Below are 25,817 nucleotides of genomic sequence, written 5' to 3'. Positions count from 1 at the left end.
CTCACTCCTCTACGGTCATCCGGCGCAGACTGGGGCGACGCGGAGCAGCCGATTTCTCCGCCCATGCGGCGAGCGCGGCCACTGTCGGCAGGTCGAAGATCTTGCGGATGGGTATCTCTATCCCCATCTCGGCGCGAGCGCGGCCGATCAGCCGGGTGGCGAGCAGCGAGTGCCCGCCGAGCTCGAAGAAGCCGTCGTCGATGCCGACCCGGTCCACGCCGAGCACCTCGGCGAACAGCTTGGCCAGGGTCTCCTCGCGGGCGGTGCGGGGGGCCCGGTAGGCGGCGCCGGTGTACTCCGGCTCGGGCAGCGCGGCCCGGTCCAGCTTGCCGTTCGGGGCAAGTGGCAGCCGGTCGAGGACCACGAAGGCGGACGGCACCATGAAGTCCGGCAGCCGCGCCGAGACGAAAGCGTGCAGCTCCTTCGTCTCCGGGCCGGAGGGACCGTCGGTCGTCGTGCCGTCGCCGGTTGCGGCCGGCACGACATACGCGACCAGTTGCCTGCCGGTGCTGCCGCCGCGCGCGTCGCGGGCGATGACGGCGGCCTGCGCGACGTCGGGGTGCGCGGTGAGCGCGGCCTCGACCTCGGCGGGCTCGATGCGGAAGCCGCGCACCTTGACCTGCGTGTCCCCGCGGCCCACGTACTCCAGTTGGCCCTCGCCGTTGACGCGGACCAGGTCACCGGTGCGGTACACGCGTGCGCCGGGCGGGCCGAACGGGTCGGCGACGAAGCGCTCGGCGGTCAGTGCGGCGCGGCTGTGGTAGCCGCGGCCCACGTTCCCGCCGACGTACAGCTCGCCGACCGCGCCCGGCGGCACCGGGGTCAGGTCGGGGCCCAGGACGTAGGTCCGCATGTTGCCGAGCGGGGTACCGACGGGCGCGCTCCCCGTCCGGCTCCGCGTATCGCCGTCGACGGTGAAGGTGGTGGCGTAGAAGGACTCGCTCTGCCCGTAGGCGTTGACGACCCGGACCCCCGGGAAGGCGTCCCGCGTCTTGTCGACGAGGGACGAGGGCAGGGCCTCGCCGGCGAAGACGACCGTCTCCACGCTGGTGCGGTCGGAGATCTCGTCGACGAGTTCGGCGAAGGCGGACGGCACGGTGGAGATGACGCTGCCGCTCCAGCCCTTCCGGTCGGCCAGGGCCAGGACGTCCTGGACGACTTCGACGACGCCGCCGGTGGCGAGGGTCGTGAAGATCTCGAACGCCGAGACGTCGAAGTTGATCGACGTGCCCGCGAGGAGCCGCTTGCCCGACTCCATGCCCACGCGGGAGGCGAGCCGCAGCACGCCGTTGACCACGTTCGCGTGGGTGATGGCGACGCCCTTGGGCTTGCCCGTGGAGCCGGAGGTGTACATCACGTACGCCAACTGCTGTGCCTGGAGCGGCAGTTCAAAACCGGTATCGTCGCCGGACAGGTCGAGCGCGTCGAGGAAGAGATCCGGGGCGTCGTGCTCCGGCAGCACCGCGACCGTCGCGGAGTCCGTCAGGACCAGGCGCGGCCGCGCCTCCTCGAAGATGGCCTCGAGGCGGTGGCTGGGGTACCTGGGGTCGACCGGCAGATACGCGCCGCCCGCCTTCAGCACCGCGAGCAGTGCGACCACCAGGTCCGCCGACCGCGGCAGCGACACCGCGACCACCGACTCCGGGCCCACGCCACGGCCGGCCAGTTCGCGCGCCAGGCGGTCGGCCCGGGCGTTCACCTCGCGGTACGTGAGCGACTCGCCCTCGGCGACCACGGCCACCTCGTCCGGGGTCCGCGCCGCCTGTGCCTCGACGAGCCCGGTGATCGTGACGTCCGGGGTCGGGACGGCCGTGTCGTTGAACTCGACGAGGAGTCGGTCGCGTTCGGCCCGCTCCAGGACATCGAGCTGCGCGACCTTGAGTTCGGGGGTGGCCGCCAACTGTTCCAGGACGCGCACGAATCGGGCCGCGTACGCCTCCACCGTGTCCCGGTCGAAGACACCGTGGGCGTACTGGAGGAGGAACTCCAGGTTCGGCTCGGCCGCCGCCATCAGCGCCAGTGGGTAGTGGGTGCCGTTGGACGGGCGCAGGCCGGTGAAGGCGATTCCGTCCGCGGCCTCGGTGGCGGCGCCGATGCCCTCCTCGTCGACCGGGTAGGACTCGAAGACGACCAGCGTGTCGAAGAGGGTCTGCAGTCCGACGGACTGCTGGATCTGCGTAAGGCTGTGGTGGTGGTGCTCCAGAAGGCCGGTCTGGCGGTGCTGAAGCCGGGTGACGACCTCGGCGAGGGTGTCGCCGGGCGCGTACTCCACGCGTACGGGCAGGGTGTTGATGAACATCCCGACCATCGACTCGACGCCCGTCACCTCGGGCGGGCGCCCGGATACGGTGGCGCCGAACACCAGGTCCTGGCGGCCGGTGAGCCGGCCGAGCAGCAGCGCCCAGGCGCCCTGGACCAGGGTGTTGATGGTGACGCCCAACTCGGATGCGCGCCGGTTGAGTTCGCCGGCCACGTCGAGCGGCAGGGTGACCTCGATCTGGTCGAGGCCGTCGTCGCCCGCGGATGATCCCGGAGCCAGGAGGGTCGGCTCCTCGACCCCGTCGAGTTCGGCCGCCCACGCCCGTGCCGCCTCGTCGTGGTCCTGCCTTGCCCGCCAGGCCAGGAACTCACCATAGCTCCGCGTGCCGGCCAGACCGGCCCCGTCGCCGTGGGATGCGTAGAGCAGCAGCAGGTCCCGCATCAGCAAGGGCGTGGACCAGCCGTCGGCGAGTACGTGGTGGACGGTCAGCACGAGTTCGGCCCGACCGGGCTCGGGAACCACGAGCGCCAGCCGCATCAGTGGCGGGGTGTCCATGTCGAAGCGGACGGCCCGGTCCTGGGTGAGGAACCGCTCGAACGTCTCGGTTCGCTCCGCCTCGCCATGCCCGGTCAGGTCGAGGTGCTGCCACGGCAGGGTCACCCCCTCCGCCGGCACCACCTGCACGAAGTCGCCGTCGGCCCGGTTGACGAACGCCGCACGGAGGCTCGCGTGGCGCTCCAGCAGCGCCTGTCCGGCCCGGCGCATCCGCTCCGGGTCCACCTCACCGGAGAGGTGGAACGCCAGCTGCACGAGGTAGGGGTCGAACGAGGAATCGGCCAGCATCGAATGGAAGAGGATCCCGGACTGCGCCGGGGTCACCGGCCACACCTCGGCCAGCCGGCCGAACCGGGCCTCCCAGGCGTCGATCTCCTCCTGGCCCACGTCGACCAGGGGCGCGTCCGTCGGGGTCATGCCGCCGGCGTCGGGTGTCGCGGCGTGCCGGGCCAGGGCGGTCAGCGCCTCGACCCACAGCCCGGCCAGCTCGGTCACCTCCTGGTGGGCGAGCACACCGGTCGGGAAGGCGAACCAGGCGGTCAGTTCGTCACCGCCGGGGGTGCCGGCGGCCACCGCGTTGATCTCCAGCGCCGACATCACCGGCATGTCCGCGTCCGGCGCGGCGATCAGGTCCCGCTGGGTGGCGTCCGGTGTCCAGCCCAGGCCACGCAGCTCCTCGGGGATGTCCGCGCCGGAAGTCCGGCCGAGGTAGTTGAACCCGATCTGCGGTTCCCGCTCCCGGGCCAGCGCGGCGGCGGTCTCCGGGTTGAGATGGCGCAGCAGGCCGTAGCCCACGCCGTTGTCCGGAACCGCCCGCAGCTGCTCCTTGACCGCCTTGATCGCCCGGCCGGCGGCCGGACCACCGGCGAACGCGTCCGCCACGTCGACCCCGGCCAGGTCCAGCCGCACCGGAAACATCGCGGTGAACCACCCGATCGTGCGCGACAGATCCGCGCCGGGCACCACCTGCTCTTCCCGGCCGTGCCCTTCCAACCGGACCAGCGCCGAGGAGGCGGGCACGCCCCGCGTCTGCCGCCAACGGGCCAGCGCCAGCGCCAGGGCGGCCAGCAGCCCGTCGTCGACACCGCCCCGGAAGACGGCGGGCAGCGTGGTCAGCACGGTCTCGGTGACGTCTGCCGGCACCTGGACGCGCACCGTGTCCACGGTGGCGGCGACATCCCGCGCCGGGTCCAGCTCCCGTGCTCCGAGTACCGGCTCGTCCTCGCGCAGGATCTGCTGCCACACGGGCAGTTCCGCCACCCGCTCCGGGTCGGCCGCCTCGTCGACCAGGGCGTGCGCCCACCGGCGCAACGAGGTACCCGCCTCTGCGAGTTCCCGGGGGCGGCCGTCGCGGACCCGCTGCCAGGCCGAGACCAGGTCCGGAACCAGGATCCGCCACGACACCCCGTCGACGACCAGGTGGTGCAGCACGATCAACAACCGGCCCGCGCCCGCATCCGCATCCGCATCCGTGTGCGGGGTGAACCACACGAACTGCGCCATCACACCCGCGTCCGGATCCAGCCGACCCGCCGCCGCGTCCAACTCGGCGAGAACCGGGTCCACGGCAGCGTCCGGATCGGTGTCGCCGCCGGCCACCTCCCGCAGCAGCGTGCCGGCGTCCACGCTGCCGGGCGGCTCGATCCTCAAGCCCGGCTGCGCCCGATCGAGCCGGGAACGCAACACATCGTGCCGATCCAGCACGGCCTGCACCGTCGCCACCAGCCCCGCACGGTCGATGCCCTCGGGCAGGGTCAGCATCCCGGACATGCAGAGCCGGCCGATGCCGCCACCGAGCGCGAGCACGTGCTCCGCCGTCGGCAGCAGCGGAGCCCAGCCCACGCCGCCACCCGGCAGCTCCGCCAGGGTGAGGCGTTCCTCTTCGCGTCCTTCGACCAGTTCCGCGAGCCGGGCGACCGTGCGGTGCTCGAAGATCTCCCGGGTGCTGACCGCGATGCCACGCGTCCTGGCCCGCGCGACGACCTGGATGGAGCGAATGCTGTCCCCGCCGCCGGCGAAAAAGTCGGTATCGATGCCGACTCTCTCCACGCCGAGCACTTCGGCGAACAGCGCGCTGAAGGTCTCCTCGTGCCGATTGCGCGGTGCCCGACCGGTCGATGCCTGCGCGAAGTCCGGCGCGGGCAGCGCCCGGTGGTTCAGTTTCCCGTTCGGAGTCAGCGGCAGCTCCGACAGCGGCACGATCGCCGGAGGGACCATGTAGTCGGGTAGCCGCCCACGCAGGTACTCGGGCAGCTCGACGAGCAACGCACCGATCGACCTGGCCAGCGCGGGGGTGTTCGCCAGGACCCGCCCGCCCACACCGCCGGCAACAAACGAGCCCGCGACGTTCCGCTGCCGGGTCCGCCGCTCGGGCAGCAGCACCGCGTCGAAGCAGCGCGCGTCCTCGCCCGACAAGGTGAGGACCGCGTCCCGACCGTTCTCGCGCGCCCACCCGAGCAGTTCCTGCGGATCGACCGCTTTGCCGGGCAGGGGTGTCGGGGCGAGAAGACCCGCCGCAACGGCGACGGCAGCCTCCTTGACCAGCCGCGCGTTGGGTATTCCGGTCACCCGCACCGGGTCGTGTCCCACCCGGTCGTCGAGACCGCTCAGGTCGGCCGGGTCGGACAACTGCCCACCCCACGACACCGTCGGCACGTCGGTGAGGTCGAGCACGTCGGTGGGCTCCTTGTGCAGGACCACCTCGTAGCGGTGCCGGGTCAGCTCGTTGTGCGCCCGCCCCGGCTTCAGCCGGACGTCGACGCTGACGGCGCGGTCCGCCGCCCACTCGGTGAACCACTGCGGGGCGACCGCCAACTCCCGCTCGGCGAGCAGTTCCCGCTCCACGAGCGACCGCAGTTCCTCGTGCGACGCATGCGGGTGCGCCGCGCGCTGCACCGCGGTGAGCAGGATCCGGAGCGTGGTGGCGTTGCGCACGTCACCGAGGATCAGCCGGCCGTCCGGCACGAGGAGTTCCATCACCTGGCGCAGCACCTGGTCCAGGTACTCGACGCTCGGGAAGTACTGCGCCACCGAGTTGAGCACCACGGTGTCGAACCGGCCACGAGGGAGCCCGGAGACGTCGTCGGCCGCTTGGGCGCTCAACCGGACCCGGTCACCGTATCCGGCCTGTTCGGCCTGCGCCCGGACCCGGTCCACCACCGTGGCCGAGATGTCGGTGCCCCAGTACTCCTCGACCTCGCCGACGATCTTCGCCAGGAGCAGACCGGACCCCACGCCGATCTCCAGCACCCGCCGCGGCGCGAACCGCAACACCTGCGCCACCGCCGCGTCCCGCCACTCCAGCATCTGCTCACGCGGGATCGGCTCACCGGTGTAGCTGGAGTTCCAGCCTTCGAAGTCCTCGCCCAACACCTCGTCGCCGTGCGCGACATAACTGTCGTCGTAGAGGTGGCGCCACTCGTCCACCTGAGCGTCGGCCTCGGCCACCGCGGCATCCGGCCTGGGCACCACATACCCCACAAGGCGTTTTTCGCCCTGCTGATCCGCCCGCACCACGACCGCCGCCTGCGCGACACCGGAATGCCCCGCCAGCGCGTGCTCGATCTCACCCAGCTCGATCCGGAAACCCCGGATCTTGATCTGGAAGTCGGTTCGCCCGAGGTACTCGACCTGGCCGTCCCGGTTCCACCGCGCCAGGTCCCCGGTGCGGTACATCCGGGTTCCCGGCGCGCCATGGGGGCAGGCGACGAACCGGTTCGCGGTCAGGCCCATCCGCCCGAGGTAGCCCCGGGCGAGCCCGGCGCCGGCCAGGTACAGCTCGCCGGCGACCCCGGGCGGGACCGGGCGCAGCGCCGCGTCCAGCACGTACACCTGGGCGTTGGCGATCGGCCGCCCGATCGGCGGAGTACGGCCGTCACCCACCAGGGCCGTGCTCATGGTGGCGCACACCGTGGTCTCGGTCGGGCCGTAGGCGTTGATCATCCGCCGCCCGGCCGACCACTGCGCCACCAACTCGGGCGAGGTGGCCTCACCGGCGACCACCAACGACTCCACGCTCGGCAACGACCCCGCCGGCATCGCCGGCAGCACCGCCGGCGGCAACGTCGCATGCGTCACCCCATGCGCGGCGATCGTCTCGGCGAGCGGCTCGCCCGCGGCCAGCTCGTCCGTGCCGGCCAGCACCAGCCTCGCCCCGGTCAACAGCGCCATGCACGACTCCCACACCGAGGCGTCGAAGCTCGGCGAGGCGAACTGCAACACCCGGCTGGCCGGCGTCACTTCGAGCCGCTCCACCTGCGACGCGACCATGGCGGCCACCCCCACGTGGGTGACCGCCACCCCCTTCGGCGTCCCGGTCGAACCCGAGGTGTAGATCACGTACGCCGTATTCGCCACCGCCACCGGGCCGCGCCGGTCGGCGTCGGTCACGGGGCCCGGGTCGGCGTCGGCCCGCGCCGCGGCCAGGTCCGGATCATCCAGGCGGAGCACGGGCGCGGACAGCTCCGGCAGCTGCCCCGCCGAGACCGCGTCCGCGAGCACCGACACCGCCCCGGAATCCGCCACCATGAACGCCACGCGCTCCGCCGGATAGCTTGGATCCACCGGCAGATACGCCCCGCCCGCCTTCAACACCGCCAGGATCGCCACGACCCACTCCACCGAGCGGGACACCGCGACCGCCACCACCGACTCCGGCGCCACACCCCGCTCGATCAACACCCGGGCCAGCCGATTCGCCCGCTCCTCCACCTCCCGGTAGGTCAGCGCCACATCCCCACACACCACCGCCACCGCATCCGGTGTCGCCGCGGCCCGCTCGGCGAAGAGGGCGTGGACGGTCCCCTCCGGCACCGCCACCGCCGTGTCGTTGACCCCCCGCACCAACCAGTCCCGCTCCTGCGCCGACAGCACCTCGATGGCACCGACCGGCACCGTCGGGTCCTCGAGCACCTGCTCCAGGATGCGCACGAACCGGTCGACGATGTGCACGGCCGTGGTGTGGTCGAACAGGTCCGTCGCGTACTCCAGCAGCCCGTACGCGCCCCCGGACGCGTTCGGGATGACGTTGAAGAACAGGTCGAACTTCGCGGTGCCGGTGCCCGCCGGGACGGAGGTGACCCGCAGGCCCGGCATCTCGATCTCCGGCCACACGAACTGCCAGCCCAACGCCGTCTGGAACAACGGCTGGTACGCGGTGGAGCGGTCCGGGTTGAGCAGCTCCACCAGCCGCTCGAACGGTATGTCCTGGTTGTCGTACGCGGCGAGGGCTTTGTCCCGCACCTGCTCCAGCAGATCGCCGAACGACGGGTTCCGCGACAGATCGGCGCGCAGCACCCAGGTATTGACGAAGAACCCGATCAGATCATCGAGTTGCTCATCGGCGCGCCCCTCGACCGGACTGCCGATCGTCACGTCCTCCCCCGCGCCCAGCTTGTGCAGCAGCACCGCCAGCGCGGCCTGGGCCACCATCGGTGCCGTGGCGCCGCGGTCCACCGCCAGCTTCTGCAGCCCGGACATCAGCTCGGGTGCCAGCTCGAAGGAGACGGCGCCGCCGCGGTAGCCGGCCACCGTCGGCCGCGCCCTGTCCAGCGGGAGTTGCAGCGGCTGCGGCACCGCAGCCAACTCGTCTCGCCAGTAGGCGAGTTGCGCCGCAGCGACGCTCTCCGGGTCGGCTTCGTCGCCCAGCAGCTGCCGCTGCCACAGCGTGTAGTCCTTGTACTGCACCGCGAGCGGCGTCCACTCCGGCGACCTCCCCTGGTGGCGAGCCGCATACGCCGACATCAGATCCCGCAGGAACGGCGCGATCGACGCCCCGTCCGCGGCTATGTGGTGGAACACGAACACCAGGACGTGTTCCCGCGGAGCGATCCGGAGCACGGTCGTCCGCAGGGGAAGCTCCGTGACCAGGTCGAACGTCTCGCACGCGACCTCGTGCAGCGCGGCGTCCACCGCGTCCGCGGCCACGTCGACCACCCGGAAGGGGTGGGCCGCCGCCTCCGGAGGCAGGATCCGCTGCTCCGGCGTGCCGTCCGCGTCCTCGCCGACCAGGGTGCGCAGGCTCTCGTGCCGGGTGGCCACATCCGTCACCGCCGCGGCCATGGCCGCCGTGTCCAGCGGCCCTTCCAGGCGCAGCGCGAACGGGACGTTGTAGGTCGCGGACGGGCCTTCCAGGCGGTGGAGAAACCACATCCGACGCTGGGCAAAGGACAACGGGATCATCGACGCTTCTCCTCTATGGTCATCTGCCGCAGCTGAGGACGTTTCGACGTGGCCAGCTTCTCGATCTGCTCCGCCAGCTGAGCGACGGTCGGATTGCGGAACACCGTCGTGACCTTCACGTCGACGTTGAGCTCGCTGCGGATGCGGCCGATCAGCCGGGTGGCCAGCAGCGAATGCCCACCGTGCTCGAAGAAGCCGATGTCGATGCCGACCTCCTGCACACCGAGCAGCTCGGCGAACAGCCGGCAGAGCACTTCCTCGGTGTGGTCGCGCGGCCCTCGTCCGGCCGCGGCTTCGGCGTGGTCGGGCGCGGGGAGCGCGTTGCGGTCGAGTTTCCCGCTCGGCGTCGTGGGGAACTCGGCGAGCGGCACGATCGCCGAAGGAACCATGTACTCCGGCAGACGCTCCCGCACCAGATCCATCAGGGCCTCGACGGCCGGCCCGGTCGTATCCGCCGTGCCGCCCGGCACCACGTACGCGACCAGCCGCTGGTCGTCGGCGTGGTCCTCGCGCACCACGACCACCGCGCCGTCGACATCCGGGTGCGCGGTCAGCGCCGACTCGATCTCACCCAGCTCGATGCGGAAGCCGCGGACCTTGACCTGGAAGTCGGTTCGGCCGATGTATTCGACCTGGCCGTCCCGGTTCCACCGCACCATGTCCCCGGTTCGGTACATCCGGGTCCCCGGTGCGCCGTAGGGGCAGGCGACAAATCGGTGCGCGGTCAGGTCCGGTTGCCCGAGATAGCCCCGGGCGAGCCCGGCGCCGGCCAGGTACAGCTCACCGGCGACCCCGGGCGCGACCGGGCGCAGCGTCGCGTCCAGCACGTACACCTGGGTGTTCCAGACCGGCGCGCCGATCGGCACCCGGTCCGCACCCGGTACGTGCTGCCACGCGGTGACCTCCACCGCCGCCTCGGTGGGCCCGTAGAGGTTGTGCACCCCGCAGTCGGGCAGCAGGTCGACGACCTTGTTGGCCAGCGCGGCCGGGAACGCCTCGCCCGCGACCTCGATCCAGCGCAGACTCGTGCACTCCTTGGCCGAGGGCTCGGCGACGAACGCCTCCAGCAGGGAGGGCACGAAGTCCGCGCCGGTCACCCCGTGTCTGCGGATCGACTCGGCCAGGTAGGCCGGATCCCGGCGCCCGTCCGGACGCGCGATCACCACGGCCGCACCGACCTGCAGCGGCGCGAACAGCTCCGGCACCGACACGTCGAAGCTCGCCGACGTGCTGAGCAGCACCCGGTCCTCGACGCCGACGTCGAAGTGCGCCAGGCCCCAGGCCAGCCGGTTCATGATCGACCGGTGCGACACCTGCACGCCCTTGGGACCGCCGGTGGAGCCGGAGGTGTAGATGACGTACGCGGCGTTGTCCGGCGACAGCGCCCGCTCCGGATTCACCACCGGGTACCCGGACACATCCGGAAGCGCCTCATCGAGCACCAGCAGCGGCTCGGCACTGTCCAGCACATGCCGCACCCGATCCTCGGGCAGGTCGGTGTCCACCGGCAGATACGCCGCGCCCGCCTTGACCACCGCGTAGATCGCCACCATCAGATCCACGGAACGCGGGATCCGCACCGCGACCGGCTGTTCGGGGCCCGCACCCTGGAGGACCAGCCAATGCGCCAGCTGATTGGCACGCCGGTTGAACTCCCGGTAGGTCAGCGTCTCCTGCTCGCCGATCAGTGCCACACGATCGGGGTCGCGCTCCACCTGCGCCTCGAACGCGTCGGGCAGGGTGCCGGCGGCCACCGGGTGCCCGGTGTCGTTCACCCCTCGCACCAACCGGTCCCGCTCCTGCGCCGACAGCACCTCGAAGGTGCCGACCGGCGCCGTGGGGTCGTCGAGCACCTGCTCCAGCACCCGGACGAGCCGGGCGGCGATCACCTGCGCCGCGTCGCGGTCGTAGAGGTTGTTCTGGTAGTCGAGGGAGAGCCGCAGGTAGGGGTCGGAGGCGTTGAGGGTGAGCGGGTAGTGCGAGCCCGCGAACGGCCGGATGGCGTCGATCGTGAACCCCGCCGAGGTGTTCGCGTCGATCATGCCCTCGCGGTCGATCGGGTAGGACTGGAACACGACGATCGTGTCGAACAGGGCGGGCAGCCCGACGCCGCGTTGGATGTCGGCCAGCCCGTAGTAGTTGTGGTCGAGCAGCGCGGTCTGCCGCTGCTGCAGCGCGGTGATGACGTCGGCCACGCTGTGGTCCGGTCGGCAGAACACCCTGATCGGCAGGGTGTTGATGAACAGGCCGACCATCTCGTCCGAGCCGAGCAGGTCCGGCGGGCGACCGTTGACGGCGGCCCCGAACACCACGTCCTGCTGCCCGGTCAGCTTCGAGAGCAGGATCGCCCACGCGCCCTGCAGGAGCGTGTTCAGCGTGACCCCGAGTTCCGCGGCGCGCCGGGCGAGTTCACGTCCCTTGTCGATCGACAGCGGAACCTCGACGCGCCCGAGGGCGGACGCCGCCTCCTTGAGGGGAGTGCTCGGGGCCACGAGGGTGGGCTGGTCGAATCCGGCGAGCTCGGCGGCCCACCGGGTGGCCGACGCCTCTCGATCCTGCGCGGACAGCCAGGCCAGATAGTCACCGTAGCGTCGGGCAGGGGCAAGCTCGCCGGTCCCGGAGTACAGCCGGATCAGATCCGTGATCACCGACGGCGACGACCAGCCGTCGAACAGGGCGTGATGCGCCGTGATGACGAGTTTCGCCCGCTGCGGCCCGACGGTGAGCAGAGCCAGGCGGATCAACGGCGGCCGGGTGGGATCGAGTTGGTCGGCCCGGTCCTCGGCGAGGAATGTGTCGAGCGCCGCGTCCTGCTCGGCTTCGCCGTGACCGGTCAGATCGATGTGCCGCCATGGCATGGCGACGTGTTCCGCCACGACCTGTACCGGATCGCCGCCCGCTCCGGTGACGAACGCCGAGCGCAGGTTCGGGTACCGCTCCAGCAGTGCCTGCCCGGCGGCCCGCATGCGCGCCGGATCCACGTGCCCGGACAGGTGCAGCACGAACTGCATGTGGTAGACGTCGAAGGAGCCGTCGGCGAGCGCGGCCTGGAACAGGATCCCGGACTGCGCCGGGGGCATCGGCCACACCTCGGCCAGCCGTCCGTAGCGCGCCTCCCATGCCTCGATCTCGTCCTGCCGCACCGGGACCAGCGGGGTGTCCGAGGGCGTCAGCCCGCCGATCTCCGGGCGTGCGGCGTGCGCGGCCATGCCACGCAGCACCTCGACCCACAGCTCGGCCAGTTCGGCGGTCCGCTCGCGGGACAGCACCCCGGTGGGGAACATGAAGGCCGCCTGCAACCGGGTGCCGTCGGCGGTGTCCGTGGCGACCGCGTTGACCTCCAGCGCGGACAGCGCGGGCAGGTCCGGGTCGGGCGCCGGGATCAGCTCGGCGGACCAGGGCGCCGGTCCCCATCCGTCCGAGCGCAGGTGCTCGGGCACGTCGGCGTCGGAGATCCGGCCGAGGTAGTTGAATCCGACCTGCGGCACCGGGTGGTCGGCGAGCTGCTCGGCGGTCTCCGGGTTCAGGTAGCGCAGCAGTCCGAACCCCATGCCCTTGTCCGGGATCCCGCGCAGCTGCTCCTTGACCAGCTTGATCGCCTGCCCGGCCGCGGGGCCGCCGGCCAGCACGTCGGCCAGGTCCACCCCGCGCACGTCGACCCGGGCCGGGTGCATGCTGGTGAACCACCCGACGGTCCGGGAGAGGTCGGCCCCGGGGACGACGTCCTCCTCCCGGCCGTGCCCCTCCAACCGGACCAGGGTCGAGCGGTCCGCACCGCGCCATCGGTTGATCGCCAGGGCGAGCGCGGCGAGCAGCACGTCGGTCCCGGTGCCCTTGAACGCCGCGGGAAGCGTGGTCAGTACCGCCTCGGTGACCTCGGCGGGCAGGTGCACCCGCACACTGTCGACCGTGGACATCACATCCACCGCCGGGTCGAACGCCCGCGTGCCCAGCGGTGGGTTCGGCGCGGCGAGCAGGTCCCGCCAGTACGCCAGTTCCGCTTCCCGCTCGGGGGCGAGCGCCTCGCTCTGCAGCGCCGACGCCCAGCGGCGGGCCGACGTCCCGACCGCGGGCAACTCGGGCGTCCGGCCGGACCGGACCTGCTGCCACGCCTCGGCGAGGTCCGACATGAGGATCCGCCAGGAGACACCGTCCACCACCAGGTGGTGCAGCACCACCAGCAGCCGGCCCGCGCCCGCCTCCGCGGCGAACCAGACGAAGGCCGCCATGATCCCGGCCTCTGGGTCGAGTCGTGCGACCGCGTCGTCCAGCTCCGTCGCCGCCGCCTTCAGCGAGGACGGCTCCTCCCACCGGCCGTCGCAGGGAACCCGGCGGATCAGGTCCACCGCCCGCACGGAGCCCTGCGGATGCGCGACGAGGGAGAACTCGTCGCCGCGCACCAGTTGCGCGCGCAGGAGATCGTGCCGGTCGAGCACGGCGTCCAGCGTCGCGGCCAACCCGCTCTCGTCGATGCCCGCGGGCAGTTCGAGCACCATCGACATGGCGAAGCGGTTCATCCCGCCGCCGTGCTCGAACACGTGCCGTGCCACCGGCTGCAACGGCATCGGGCCGACGCCGCCGCCCTCGTCCTCCGCGAGCGCGGGCAACCGGTCCCGGCGGGTGGAGGCCACCTCGGCGAGGTGGGCCGCCGTGCGGCACTCGAAGATCTCCCGTGTGGTGACCTCCAGGCCCCGGGTCCGGGCCCGGGCCACCACCTGGATCGACCGCAGGCTGTCCCCGCCCACCGCGAAGAAGTCGTCGTCGATACCGACCCGCTCCACACCGAGCACGTCCGCGTACGCCGCGGTGATGATCTTCTCGGCCTCGGTGCGCGGCTCCCGGTAGGCCTCGCCCAGGAACTCCGGTTCGGGCAGCGCCGAGCGGTCCAGCTTGCCGGTCGGCCCGAGCGGCATCCGGCCGAGGACCACGAAGGCCGACGGCACCATGTAGTCGGGCAGCCGTGCCGCGACGAACTTGCGCAGCTCGGCGGCCGAAGCACCGGCCTGCACGTCCACGTCGCCGATCCCACCGGCGCCGTCGTCGCCGACGGCTCCCTCGCCGGTGTGCACCACGTACGCGACGAGCCGCCGCCCGCCCGAGGGCACCTCGCGGCTGATCACCACCGCCTGGCTGATCCCGGGGTGCAGCGCGCACGCCGCTTCGACCTCGGCGGTTTCGATGCGGAAGCCGCGCACCTTCACCTGGCCGTCGGCCCTGCCGACGCACTCCAGTCGACCACGCGCGTTCCAGCGGGCCAGGTCGCCCGTGCGGTACATCCGCTCGCCCGCGGGGCCGAACGGGTTCGCCACGAACCGCTCGGCGGTCAGGCCCGGGCGGCCGTGGTAGCCGCGGCCGAGGCAGGTACCGACCACGTACAGCTCACCGATCACGCCCTGCGGCACCGGGGCGAGTCCCGGGCCCAGCACGTAGGCGCGCATGTTCCCCAGCGGGGTACCGATCGGCGCGACCTCGCTCTCCGCCCATTCCTCGGACGCCGCGAGGGAGAACGTGGTGGCGTAGAAGCTCTCGCTCTGCCCGTAGGAGTTCACGACCTGCACGCCGGGCAGCGCCTCGCGCACCTGCCGCACCAGTCGGGCCGGGAGCATGTCACCCGCGAAGACGACCGTGCGCACACCGGTCGTCTTCTCCAGGTGGCCGACCAGTTCCCCGAGCACCGAGGGGACCGCGCTGATCACGTGGCCGTCCCAGGTGTCCCGCTCGCCGAGCGCCAGCGCGTTCGGCACCACCTCGGCCGTGCCGCCGGTGGACAGGGTGGACAGCAGCTCGAAGACCGAGACGTCGAAGTTCACCGAGGTGCCGGCCAGCATCCGCCACCCGGGCGGCGCGTCCAGTACGCGCACCAGCTCCCGCACCCCGTTGACGACGTTGCGGTGGGTGATCGCCGCACCCTTCGGCGTGCCCGTGGAGCCGGAGGTGTACATGACGTACGCCAGGTTGTCCGGGCCCAACGGCGAGATCCGGCCCGCGTCGTCCGGCGCCCCCTCGGGCGAGTCCCATGCGGCGCGGTGGTCGAGGTTGACGGTCGAGATGTCGTTCCTCGGCAGGTCCCGCCACGTCTCGGTGTCGGTGACCGCGAAACGCGGAGCCGCCTCGGACAGCACACTCGCCGCTCGTCCGCCGAGGTACTGCGGGTCCATCGGCAGGTACCCGGCACCGGACTTGAGGATCCCGAGCAGGCCGACGACCAGGTCCTCCGTGCGCGGCAAGGCCAGCACCACCAGGTCTTCCGGGCCGGCACCACGGCGGACCAGCTGCCACGCGACGCTGTTCGCCCGGTCGTCGAGCTCCCGGTAGGTCAGCGTCCGGTCGTCGCACACGATCGCCGGGGCGTCCGGCGTCCTGGCCACCTGGCTTTCGAACAGCTCCGGGATCGTCAGCTCGGACACCGCCGTGGCGGTGTCGTTGAACCGGGTGAGCAACCGGTCCCGCTCGGCTGCGTCGAGCACGTCGATGCCGCCGATCCGGCGCTCCGAGTCGGCCACGAGCCGGCCCAGCACGCGGACGAACCGGTTCGCGATGCCCTCGACCGTGTCCCGGTCGAACAGGTCGGTGACGTACTCCAGACGGCAGTCCGCGCCGCCCGAGCCGTTCGGGAGCATGTCGAAGAACAGGTCGAACTTGGCTGTTCCGGTCTCGAGCCGCTCGGCCCGGACGTCGAGGCCGGGGAGTCTCATGTCCGGCACGGGCGGCTGCCAGGAGAGCATCACCTGGAAGAACGGGTTGTAGGCGGTGGACCGGTCCGGGTTCAGCAGCTCCACCAACCGCTCGAACGGCATGTCCTGGTTGTCGTACGCGGCGAGCGCCCGGTCCCGCACCCGCTGGAGCAGGCCGCGGAAGGTCGGGTTCCCGGAGAGGTCGACGCGCAGCACCCAGGTGTTGACGAAGAACCCGACGAGGTCCCGCAGTTCCTCGTCGGTGCGACCCGCGATCGGTGCGCCGATGGGCACGTCGTCACCGCAGCCGAGGTGGTGCAGGAGGACCGACAGCGCGGAGTGCATGACCATGGAGACCGTGGTGTCCGCTTGCGCCGCCAGCTTCTCCACGGACCGAAGCAGGTCGGGGTCGATCGAGAACCGGACCCGATCGCCGCAGTGGCTCATCGCCTTCGGGCGCGGGCGATCGGTGGGGATGGCCAGCGGCTGGGCCAGATCGGCCAAGGTCTCGCGCCAGTACGCCAGTTGCCTGGCTGCCAGGCTGTCCGGATCGGACTCGTCACCGAGCACGTCCCGCTGCCACAGCGTGTAGTCCGCGTACTGCACCGGGAGCGGCTCCCACGCCGGGGCCCTGCCCTCTCTGCGCGCCGCGTAGGCCGTGGTGAGATCGCGGAACAGCGGCCCGAAGGACTCCCCGTCCACGGCGATGTGGTGCGCCACCAGCACCAGGGTGTGCTCGCGCGGTCCGCACCGCACCAGCCTGGCGCGGATCGGCATGTCGGCGGCCAGGTCGAAGATCTCGGTGGCCACCTCGTCGACCGCCGCCGCCCGCCCCTCCTCCGCGACCTCGACGACCGGCAGGTCGAACGGCTTCCGAGCGGATGGCAGCACCTGCTGGTGCGGGACGCCGTCGTCGTCCTCGACGATCACCGTGCGCAGGACCTCGTGCCTGTCGATGACATCGCGGAGCGCCGACTCCAGCGCACCCACGCTCAGCTCACCGGTCAGCCGCAGGGCGAAAGCGCCGTTGTAGGTCGGCGAAGGGCCTTCGAACCGGTCCACGAACCACAGCCGACGCTGCGCGAACGACAACGGGATCATCATGTCTCCAAATCGGCAGAACTACCGGAGCAATCCGCCACTCAGCTCTGATCGAGTACCGTCAAGAGTTCGGCGTTGTAGAAGTCGTCGAGGGAACACGCGCCCGACACCGTCGAGAAGTACCGGTCGATCAGCACCTGGTGCCCGACCAGTTTCCGCAGCATCTCCGTCCGCCCCTCGGGCTTGAGCTCGGCCACGTTGAGCACGCCCTGGTAGAGGTCGAGGAAGTCGTTGGTCAGGTCCTTCTCGTAGCGCCTCAGCGCCGCCTTGAGCGCGGCGTCGTCGTGCAGTCGCTCGCCGATGTGGTCGGTGAGCGACTGAGCCTGGATGAAGGCGTCGGTGATACCGCGGGCGGTGATGGAGTCCTTGTGGTGCACCGCGTCACCGAGCAGCACCCACCCGGGCCCGTATGCCTTGCGGAAGTAGTTCTCCTGGTGCCCCGTGCCGTACATCTGCTCGACGCGCTTGCCCGCCGACATCCGCTCGAACAAGTCGGGGGTCGTTGTGCGGACGGCTTCGAGGTAGGCGGGTTCCACCGCGGTGCGGACGCCGGAGAACTCGTCCTGCGGGAAGTAGGTCATGATCAGCGTGAGGTCGTCGTTGGTGGGGACGGCGGCGATCCAGCGCCCCGGCCGCTCGTACAGCTCGAAGTGCGAGGGAACCTCGGCCCAGTAGCTGTAGTAGACGCAGGTCATCCGCGGGTGCTCGACGACGTTCGGCGCACCGACCTTGCGGGCCACCAGCGATCGCATGCCGTCCGCGCCGACGACCAGCCGCGCCCGGTCGCTCGCCTCGGCGCCGCCGGGCGTCGTGTACCGCACCCCGACGACCCGGTCGTCCTCGAACACCAGATCGGTGACCGCGCAGGACTCCCGGAACTCCACACCGGACGCCACGGCGGCGCCCGCGAGGATCGGGTCGAGCACGAACCGCCTCGGCGCATAGGTCGTCCGGTAGCCGTCGACCGGCAGGGAGAAGCCGTCCAGCCGGACCCCGAGCCCCTCGTAGCTCTCGTGGTCGATCGGCCGGCAGCCCGCGTCGCGGAGCGCGTCGACCAGCCCCCACCGACCGAGCAGCGCCATGCCCGGCTGGTGGATGTAATGCGAGGACAGTGTGTCCTGCGGGAACCGCGCTTTCTCCAGGAGCAAAACGCGATATCCCTGCCGAGCAAACAACATGGCCGTCGGCGAACCCGCACAACGGGCACCTATGACAATTACGTCGTACATGGCCGCCTCTCCTACCAGGTGGTTTTTGGATCACAAAGCGGCCGCAGCCGGAAATTCCGCCGGGTCGAGCGCACCGTCGATGCAGCGGACGGAACAATCACTGCCGAATACGAAGGTGATGTCAATCGTCCGACGCTACGGGGTTGCCGCGCCCAGGGATTCGATGTACGCAGAAATCGATGCCACCGTCGGATTGAGGAACATCTGGTCCGCCGGGACCTCGACGTCCAACTCCTCGATGAAAGCACCCTGGATCCTGGCCATAATCACGGACTGGCCGCCCAGGGCGAAGAAGTTGTCGTCGACCGATATGTCATCGCGCTGGAGTTCCCGGCACCAGATGGTGCGTACGCTTTCGGCAATCATCACAGTCCTCTCGGTTGTCATCAAGGTCCGTCGACTATGCCGATGCGCCGCTGTCGGCGTACTTGTTCCGGAACGCGTCGACCAGCGCTGCCCGATCCACTTTCCCGTGCGGGCTCAACGGAATGTGCGGGATGTCGATGAACCGGGCCGGAACCATGTTCCGCGGCAGCGTCTCCAGGAGGCGGGCGCGCACGTCGTTCTCGGCGAGATCGTCGCCCTTCGGGACGATGAACGCGATCAGCTCGGCGTCGCCGGAGTCGGTGTACGCGGTCACCACGGCGGCCTGCCTGACCCCGGCCAGCCTGCCGAGCGCGCGTTCGATGTCGGTGGGGTCGATGCGCATGCCTCGGACCTTCACCTGCGCGTCCATCCGGCCGGCGACGACGAGGTCCCCGGCCTCGTTCACGTGGCCGCGGTCGCCCGTGCGGTACAGCCTGCGCGGCTCGCCGTCGACCACGATCGTCGTGAACCGCTCGGATTCCGGGCCCGTGCCGTTGAGGTAGCCGGCGCCGACGCCGGTCCCGGAGATGCAGATCTCGCCGTACTCCCCCGCCCCGACACCGCGCATCCGCTCGTCGAGAATGTGCAGGTCGGTGTTGTAGGCCGGCCTGCCGACCGGTGCGATGTCGTGTTCGCCGGGCCGGTACTCGGCGAGGTCGTACGACGACGCGACATCCGTGCACTCGGCGACGCCGTACTGGTGCAGGAGGGTGCACGTGTTCCCCGCGCGCCGCGCCCAGTTCGCGATCCGTTCGATGTGCAGCGGCTCCCCGCCGAAGAGCACGTAGTCCAGCCGGGTGAGCGCCTCACCTCCGCGGGCGGTCTCCCAGTCCACCAGCAGGTACAGCGTGCTGGAGGCGCAGTGCACCGTGCGTATCTCGTGCCGGGTCAGCATGCGGTAGGCCATCGCGGCGTCGAAGTTCCGACTCGCCATCAGGAATTGGCCGGCACCGCAGAACAACGGCATCATCAGGCTGCGCTGGGAGAGGTCGAACCCGAACGCGCTGACGACCAGGTTGTTCGACCCGGGATGCAGGCCGTACTCGAGCATCAGCCAGTTCAACAGGTTGAACCAGCCCTCGTGCCGCACCGCGGTCAGCTTCGGCGTACCGGTCGACCCGGACGTGAAGACCGCGTAGCACACGTCGTCCCCGGTGACCGGGACGTCGGGATCGGTCGCCGGCAGATCCGCCAGGTGATCGGACAGCTGCTCGAGGTCGATGACCTCGACGGCCGCCGACTCGACCAGCCCGGCCGTGGCCGGGGAGGCCACGATCAGGGCGAGGTCGGGGACCTGCCCCAGCAGGAGCCGGAGTCTCGCCGCCGGGTAGGACGGGTCGAGCGGTACGTAGGCCGCGCCCGCCTTCAGCGTGCCGAGGATGGCGACGACCATGTCGATCGAGTAGTCGAGGCAGACGCCGACCTTCGCGCCTCGGCCGTGTCCGCGCGCGGTGAGGAAGTGCGCGAACCCGTTGGCCTTCGCGTTCAGTTCCGCGTACGTCACCTGCCGTCCGGCGCAGAAGACGGCGACGGCGTCGGGGGTGGCTCTCGCGTGCGCCTCGAACTGCCTGTGGACGACGGGCGCCGAGGGCAGGGCGACCCGCTTTCCCTGAAGGATCATCAACTGACTCCCATGTGACGGGTGTCCGGTCGGGCGAGCCGCCGGCGCACCACGGGGAACGGGCTGGTTCGGCACCCCGCCGGAGTGTTCGCCCGGGCGCACCGATGGCTCGACCGGGCACCCGGGCGGCGATCACTGTCGTTCCACTTCGGTCGGCCTGCTCGTGTACTCCGCGGTCTCCCGCTGCCTGCCGGACCCCTCCTGGGCGAAGTGGCCGCACACCCGGTCCCGCGTCTCGCTGGTGCCGTGGCCGAGCGTTCAGTCGGCCGCCATGGCCTCCCGCAGGCTCCGCGGGCGCAAGTCGGTCCAGTTCCGCTCGACGTACTCCAGGCACTCGGCCCTGGCCGCCTCGCCGAAGACCACCCGCCAGCCTGCGGGCACCTCGGCGAACACCGGCCACAGGGAGTGCTGTTCCTCGTCGTTGACCACGACGTGGAATCGGCCGTCCTCGTCATCGAAGGGGTTCGTGCTCACTGGCACCGTCCTTAATCGTCACGACGTCAACTCGGGATTGAAAAACGCCAGGACTGAGCGACCCCTGACCTCACGGGGCAACTCAGGATTGCAATTCGCCGGGGTCCGGGCGACCCCTGACCGTCACGAGGCAACTCGGAATTGCACATCGCCGGGGCCGGGCGCGGGTTCGCCGTTCGGCGTCGTCCTGTCGACAGGACACCCGGCATCCACAGCCGCACCGGAGTGCCGACGCCTCACCGTAGGACTCGACCGCCGAGGCCACAATGGCGGCAGGATCGCCGACCTCCCGGTCATCCGCCCGGACCTGTTCCCCACCGAGTTCTGTGCCACCATGACCGAGCATTGGCCCGTGGACGGGCCTGCTCGAATTCGGGTTCAGCCAATCTCCTCCCGCCGCGGCGATCGAGAGCGCGCAGTCGATTACGGACCTGCGCGGCCGGCTCGCCAAGTCGTGGTCTCCCCAGTGGAGAAACGCCGGAAAAGCCCCACCTCAGCCGAACATCGTCGCGCAGCGGCGCCTGCTCTTGCGCCGCAACGAGGGCAAAGGAATTCCTGATGGACGCATGGGCCGAAGCCGTGCTCGCGGGTGCTTCGCCCGACGAACCGGACCGGGAGGACGTGCCGGGCGAGTACCCGGCCGCGTAGCGGGCCCTCGGGCTGTTCCGTGCGGCACGACGACAGAAAGCTCATCGACGAACCTGCGACTGGTGATCAATGGTCTTGAAGTCAGAATCCGAGTACGAAACAGATCCAGACGACGACACACGACGGTTGCTGTTGCGCCACATGCTGGTGGCGAGAGGCGTCGACGAGGAGGCCCATCAGCTCCAGAAGCAGGGCGCGCTCCTGCTCTGGCCGTCCTGCCAGGGGCAGGAGGCCGCGCAGGTGGGCTCCGCGCTCGCCGTGGGCCCGGCCCCGACCGTCTTTCCCAGCTACCGCGAGCACGCGGTCGCCCTCCTGCGCGGCGTGACACCGGACGAGTTGTTCGCGCAGTGGGCCGGCCGCACGTTCTGCGGATGGGACCCGCGTCGGGTGCGGTTCTTCCCCTACACGATGGTCCTGGCCGCACAGACGCTGCACGGGGTCGGCTACTCGATCGGACAGCGGTTCCAGGGGCTGGAGGACTTCGTCGTCGTGTACATAGGCGACGGCGCCACCAGTGAGGGCGACATGTCGGAGGCGATGAACCTCGCCGCCGTCGAGTCGGCGTCCGTGCTGTTCGTCTGCCAGAACAACGGCTGGGCCATCTCGAAACCGGCCGAGGAGCAGATGCGCACCTCGCTGGCCGAACGCGCCCGCGGTTTCGGGATCGAGTCCGTCCGGGTCCCGGGTCAGGACCCGGAGACCGTCTTCTCGGCCTGCTCCCGGGCCGCCGCCCATGTCCGCGGGGAGCGGGCGCCCTATCTCGTCGAGATCCAGGTGGGACGCATCAACGGTCACACGACCTCCGACGCCCAGGAGGTGTACCGCAGCCGCGACGACATCGCGCGGACCAGGGCCGCGGATCCGGTGACCGCCTACGCGGCCCGGCTGAGCGACCTGGGTCTGGTGGACACCGCGTGGCTCGACGCCGTCGACGCGGAAGTGCTGGAGCTGCGCGAGCGGTTGATGAAGGAGTACGCGTGATGAGCACCGTGCGGTCCGCCGGCCTGGCGGAGTCGATCAACGCGACCCTCGCCGACCTGCTCGAACAGGATCCGAGACTGCTGCTGCTCGGCGAGGACATCGGACGCCTGGGGGGCGTGTTCCGGGTGACCCGGGGTCTGCGGGAACGCTTCGGCGCGGACCGGGTGCGCGACTCGCTGCTGGCCGAGTCCACCATCGTCGGCCAGGCCGTCGGCATGGCGATGAGCGGGCTGGTGCCGGTCTGCGAGATCCAGTTCGACGGGTTCACCTATCCCGCGGTGAATCAGCTGGTGACCCAGGCGGCCCGGATCGGCGACCGGTGGAACGGGCAGGTCAGCCCGAGCCTGGTGGTGCGGATCCCGACCGGCGGCGGGCTCCGGGGCGTCGAGCACCACAGCGAGTCCAACGAGGCGCTCTTCGCCCGCGTCCCGGGAATCTCGGTGGCGTGTCCCTCCACGGGCGAGGACGCCGACCAGATCCTGCGGTACGCGGTGACGCTCGGTTCGCCCGTGGTGATGTACGAGCCGATCCGCCTGTACTGGCAGCGGAGCACGCCCGCCCGGGACCCCGAGCCGGCGAGGTCGCCGACCGCGGCCCGGGTCGTGCGGCGTGGCACCGATCTGACGATCGCCACGTTCGGCGCGATCACCCACGACGTGCTGGAGGCGGCGCACGCGCTCGGCCCCGATGTCGACGTCGAGGTGGTGGACCTGCGCTGGGTGGCCCCGCTCGACATGGGCACGGTCCTGGAGTCCGTCGCCCGCACCGGGCGGCTGCTGATCGTGCATGAAGGGTCCAAGGACGTCGGCATCGGTGCCGAAATCGCCGCGTCGGTGGCCGAGCACGGCTTCGACATGCTCCGCGGCCCGGTCCGCCGGCTGGCACCCGACCGCCGCACCTATCCCCCGGCGAACTTCGAGAAGGACTACCTGATCGGTGTGCAGGAGATCAAGGACGAGGTGCTGGTGATGACGAAGTGAGCGACTCTCTCGTGGACATGCACCTTCCCGGCTTCGGGCACGGCCTCGGCGAGGCCCTGTTGATCGAGTGGGTCGCCGGTGTCGGCGACCGGGTCGAGCGGGGGGATGTCATCGCGGTCGTCGAGACCGACAAGGCGAGCACGGAGGTCGTGGCGGAGCGCGGCGGACGGGTCACGGCCCACTCCGCGACGGTCGGCACGATCCTCAAGTCCGGTGAGGTGCTGTACCAGTTGGCGGCCGATTAGTCCCCACGTCCCGAGTTCCACGGATCGGGTCACTTGAACGGAGAAGGAACATGAGCGACATCGAACGCCGTATCGCGGACACCATGCTGGCCAAACTCCGCGAGCGCGACCCGTCGTTGGGCCCCGGCGACCTCGCCCGACCGGTCGCCGACCTCGACCTCGACTCCCTCGACCTGGTCGAGCTGCACCAGCAGCTGGAGGCGGAGCTCCAGGTCAAGGGCGACCTGAAGGAGACCGCGGGCTTCGCCTTCCTGGACGACTTCGGCACCTATTTCGTGAAGCTGGCGAGCCGGGGATGAGCGCCGGCATCGTCGATATCGCCACCGCGAAGCCGGGCCGGACGATCGACAACGACCACTTCGCGTCGATCGGTCTCACGGACGAGTGGATCCGGCGCCGCAGCGGCATCGGAGCCCGCTCCTGGTTGCCGGACGAGACCCCGCTGGCGGAGGTGGCGGCGGAGGCCTGCGCGCCGATCGTGACCAGGATGCACGCCCCCTCCTCGATCGGCGCCCTGATCGTCGTCAGCACCTCGGTGCGGCAGCGCGTCCCGGGCATCGCGCAGAAGGTGGCACAACTCGCCGGGCTGGGGCCCTCGGTGCTGACCTTCGACATGAACGCGGCCTGCTGCGGCTTCGTCTACGGGCTGGTCACCGGGCTCTCGCTCTGCGACGCCGGACAGGCGCGGTCGGTCCTGGTGTGCTCGGTTGAGGCCATGTCCCGGCTGGTGGACCGCACGGACCGGCAGACGGCGTGTCTCTTCGGCGACGGCGCCGCGGCCGTCCTGCTGGAGGACCGCGCGGAGTTCGCGGGCTTTTGCAAGGTCGCCGGCTGCGACGGTGCCCAGGAGGCGCTGATGCGGGAGACCGACGCGGGCGGCATCCATCTCGACGGGATGCAGGTGTACGACCGCGCCGTGCGCCGGATGTCGGAGTCGGCGCAGTACCTCTTCGACCACGGCCCCGCGCCGACCGTCCTGGTCGGCCACCAGGCCAACGGCCGCATCCTGGAACAGGTCCGCGGCTTCACCGCCCATCTCGGCGTGCCCCTCGTGAACCGGATCGAGAACTCCGGGAACACGTCGTCCGCCTCGATCCCGCTGGCGTTCGCCGAGGAGCTGGACGCCGGCTCCCTCCCCGCCGCCGGACGGCTCGGGGCCGTGGCCTACGGCGCCGGTGAGGCGTGGGGCGGTGTCTCGGTGGACTACCGGGTACCGGCCGTCACGGCCCCCTGACCGCGCTCGGAACCCGGGAACGCAGACGATCACAGGAGGTTGTCATCTATTCACCACAAGCCTGGGTCCTGCGCTCCGGTGCGGTGGCCGGCCCACAGGACGGCGGACCCGGGAGTGCGCTGCGACGCGATCGGTTCGCCTTCGGCCCGCTGGAGGAGGGTGAGGCGCTGGTGGAGCCGATCCTCGGCTCCTGGGAGGCCAACATGGACCACGCGCTGACCCGTTCACCCATCGACGTGTGCAGCAGCCGCGGCGAGGACGCGGTGGTCCTCGGCAACCTGGGCGTGGTGCGCGTGCTCAAGGTGAACGCGGGGAGCCGGGAGGTCCGGGTCCGGGAAGGGGACCTGTGTCTGCTTCTGCCGTTCGGCAGGCTCGACCGCTTCGACTACGCCGAACTCGCCTACGCCTACGACGCCCCCGGCACCATCGGCCTGCTGGCCGAGCGGACGAAGATGGACGCCCGACTGCTGCTGCCGATCCCGGACGGCACGGCGTACTCGCTGCCCCAGTGGGCCACGTACGGGCGGTACTTCACCGCCTGGGACAACTGGCAGAAGGCGTACGGGTGTTGGCGGACGCAGATCGCGGACGACGATCCGGCGAACCACCTGGTGTTCGGGTGGGGCGGCGGCGTGGCCTTCGCCGAGTTGATGCTGGCCAAGCGGGCCGGGTTCCGGGTGGCGATGACGGCGGGCTCGGACGAGCGGGTCGCCTTCCTGCGGGAGAACGGCATCACCGCGGTGGACCGCCGCCGGTTCCCCGCCCTGTCGCTGCCCACCCGGCAGGAACGGGCGGACCGGGACCGGCACCAGCGGCGCCGGACGTCGGTCGAGGACTTCCTGGGTGTCGTCCGGGACCTCAGCGACGGCCACGGGGTCGCGATCTTCGTGGACAACATCGGCGAGCCCCTGTACGACGTCACCCTGACGGCCCTGGCCCGCGAGGGGGTCGTCACCACGTGCGGCTGGAAGGCGGGGATGCGCCTGTCGCATCTGCGCGGCGCCGAGTCCATCAGCCGGCACCTGCACGTGAACACGCACGTGTGGCGGCTGCCGGACTCACCGGGCATCCGGGACTTCCAGGAGGCCGAGGGCTGGATCGCGCCGAAGGGGTCGGACGTGATCTACGACTTCGACCGGGTGCCGGAGCTGGCCGACGACTACGCGAACGCCAGGATCGGGTCGTACTTCCCGATGTACCGCGTGAACCCGCTCTGACCGGCCGGACGGGTCACGCCGCGTCGGCGGTCCGCCCGCCGCAGGAGTACCC

Annotated in this window: 12 protein-coding genes; 6 read left to right on the top strand and 6 right to left on the bottom strand. The window is 71.0% G+C overall.

Going from position 1 to position 25,817, the window contains the following annotated elements:
• Position 1 precedes the first annotated feature (1 nt).
• The 6 genes from OG928_RS29520 to OG928_RS29495 all read right to left on the bottom strand — a co-directional run bounded on the left by OG928_RS29520 (position 2) and on the right by OG928_RS29495 (position 20,460).
• Positions 2-8,995 (bottom strand): amino acid adenylation domain-containing protein, encoded by an 8,994-nt coding sequence (locus OG928_RS29520; protein WP_406289324.1) that lies wholly within the window; start codon positions 8,993-8,995, stop codon positions 2-4.
• Positions 8,992-16,773 carry an amino acid adenylation domain-containing protein gene (locus OG928_RS29515; RefSeq protein WP_406289322.1) on the bottom strand — a complete coding sequence of 2,594 codons (7,782 nt, stop codon included), beginning with the start codon at positions 16,771-16,773 and terminating at the stop codon, positions 8,992-8,994. The genes OG928_RS29520 and OG928_RS29515 overlap by 4 nt, the downstream gene beginning before the upstream one ends.
• A gap of 38 nt (positions 16,774-16,811) precedes the next feature.
• Positions 16,812-17,999: an NAD(P)/FAD-dependent oxidoreductase gene (locus tag OG928_RS29510; RefSeq protein WP_406289321.1), complete on the bottom strand. Its 1,188-nt coding sequence runs from the start codon at positions 17,997-17,999 to the stop codon at positions 16,812-16,814.
• Between the two features lie 135 nt (positions 18,000-18,134).
• Complete coding sequence (locus OG928_RS29505; RefSeq protein WP_406289319.1) at positions 18,135-18,365, bottom strand: acyl carrier protein; 231 nt, start codon at positions 18,363-18,365, stop codon at positions 18,135-18,137.
• A 34-nt stretch (positions 18,366-18,399) separates the two neighbouring features.
• Positions 18,400-19,986, bottom strand: coding sequence for an amino acid adenylation domain-containing protein (locus OG928_RS29500; protein WP_406289316.1), 1,587 nt, complete (start codon positions 19,984-19,986; stop codon positions 18,400-18,402).
• Between the two features lie 258 nt (positions 19,987-20,244).
• Positions 20,245-20,460 carry an MbtH family protein gene (locus tag OG928_RS29495; RefSeq protein WP_349792142.1) on the bottom strand — a complete coding sequence of 72 codons (216 nt, stop codon included), beginning with the start codon at positions 20,458-20,460 and terminating at the stop codon, positions 20,245-20,247.
• Positions 20,461-21,249: 789 nt separating this feature from the next.
• Here OG928_RS29495 and OG928_RS29490 point away from each other — a divergent pair.
• From OG928_RS29490 to OG928_RS29465, 6 genes are all read left to right on the top strand, one after another.
• Positions 21,250-22,089, top strand: a complete 840-nt coding sequence (locus tag OG928_RS29490; RefSeq protein ID WP_406289314.1) for a thiamine pyrophosphate-dependent dehydrogenase E1 component subunit alpha — start codon at positions 21,250-21,252, stop codon at positions 22,087-22,089.
• A complete protein-coding gene (locus OG928_RS29485; RefSeq protein WP_406289312.1) occupies positions 22,089-23,069 on the top strand; it encodes an alpha-ketoacid dehydrogenase subunit beta in 981 nt (326 codons plus the stop codon). Before OG928_RS29490 ends, OG928_RS29485 begins: the two co-directional genes overlap by 1 nt.
• Positions 23,066-23,314: a biotin/lipoyl-containing protein gene (locus OG928_RS29480; RefSeq protein ID WP_406289309.1), complete on the top strand. Its 249-nt coding sequence runs from the start codon at positions 23,066-23,068 to the stop codon at positions 23,312-23,314. Before OG928_RS29485 ends, OG928_RS29480 begins: the two co-directional genes overlap by 4 nt.
• Before the next feature lie 50 nt (positions 23,315-23,364).
• Complete coding sequence (locus OG928_RS29475) at positions 23,365-23,613, top strand: hypothetical protein (RefSeq protein WP_406289307.1); 249 nt, start codon at positions 23,365-23,367, stop codon at positions 23,611-23,613.
• Positions 23,610-24,548: a ketoacyl-ACP synthase III gene (locus tag OG928_RS29470; protein ID WP_406289304.1), complete on the top strand. Its 939-nt coding sequence runs from the start codon at positions 23,610-23,612 to the stop codon at positions 24,546-24,548. Before OG928_RS29475 ends, OG928_RS29470 begins: the two co-directional genes overlap by 4 nt.
• An 83-nt stretch (positions 24,549-24,631) precedes the next feature.
• Positions 24,632-25,765: a zinc-binding alcohol dehydrogenase family protein gene (locus OG928_RS29465; protein ID WP_406289303.1), complete on the top strand. Its 1,134-nt coding sequence runs from the start codon at positions 24,632-24,634 to the stop codon at positions 25,763-25,765.
• The last annotated feature ends 52 nt before the right edge of the window (positions 25,766-25,817 follow it).

Origin of the sequence: Embleya sp. NBC_00896 (genome assembly GCF_045207785.1) — a bacterium.
Classification (GTDB): Bacteria; Actinomycetota; Actinomycetes; order Streptomycetales; family Streptomycetaceae; genus Embleya.
The sequence above is the reverse complement of the archived record's forward strand: the minus strand, read 5'-3'. Positions and strand labels throughout refer to the sequence as shown.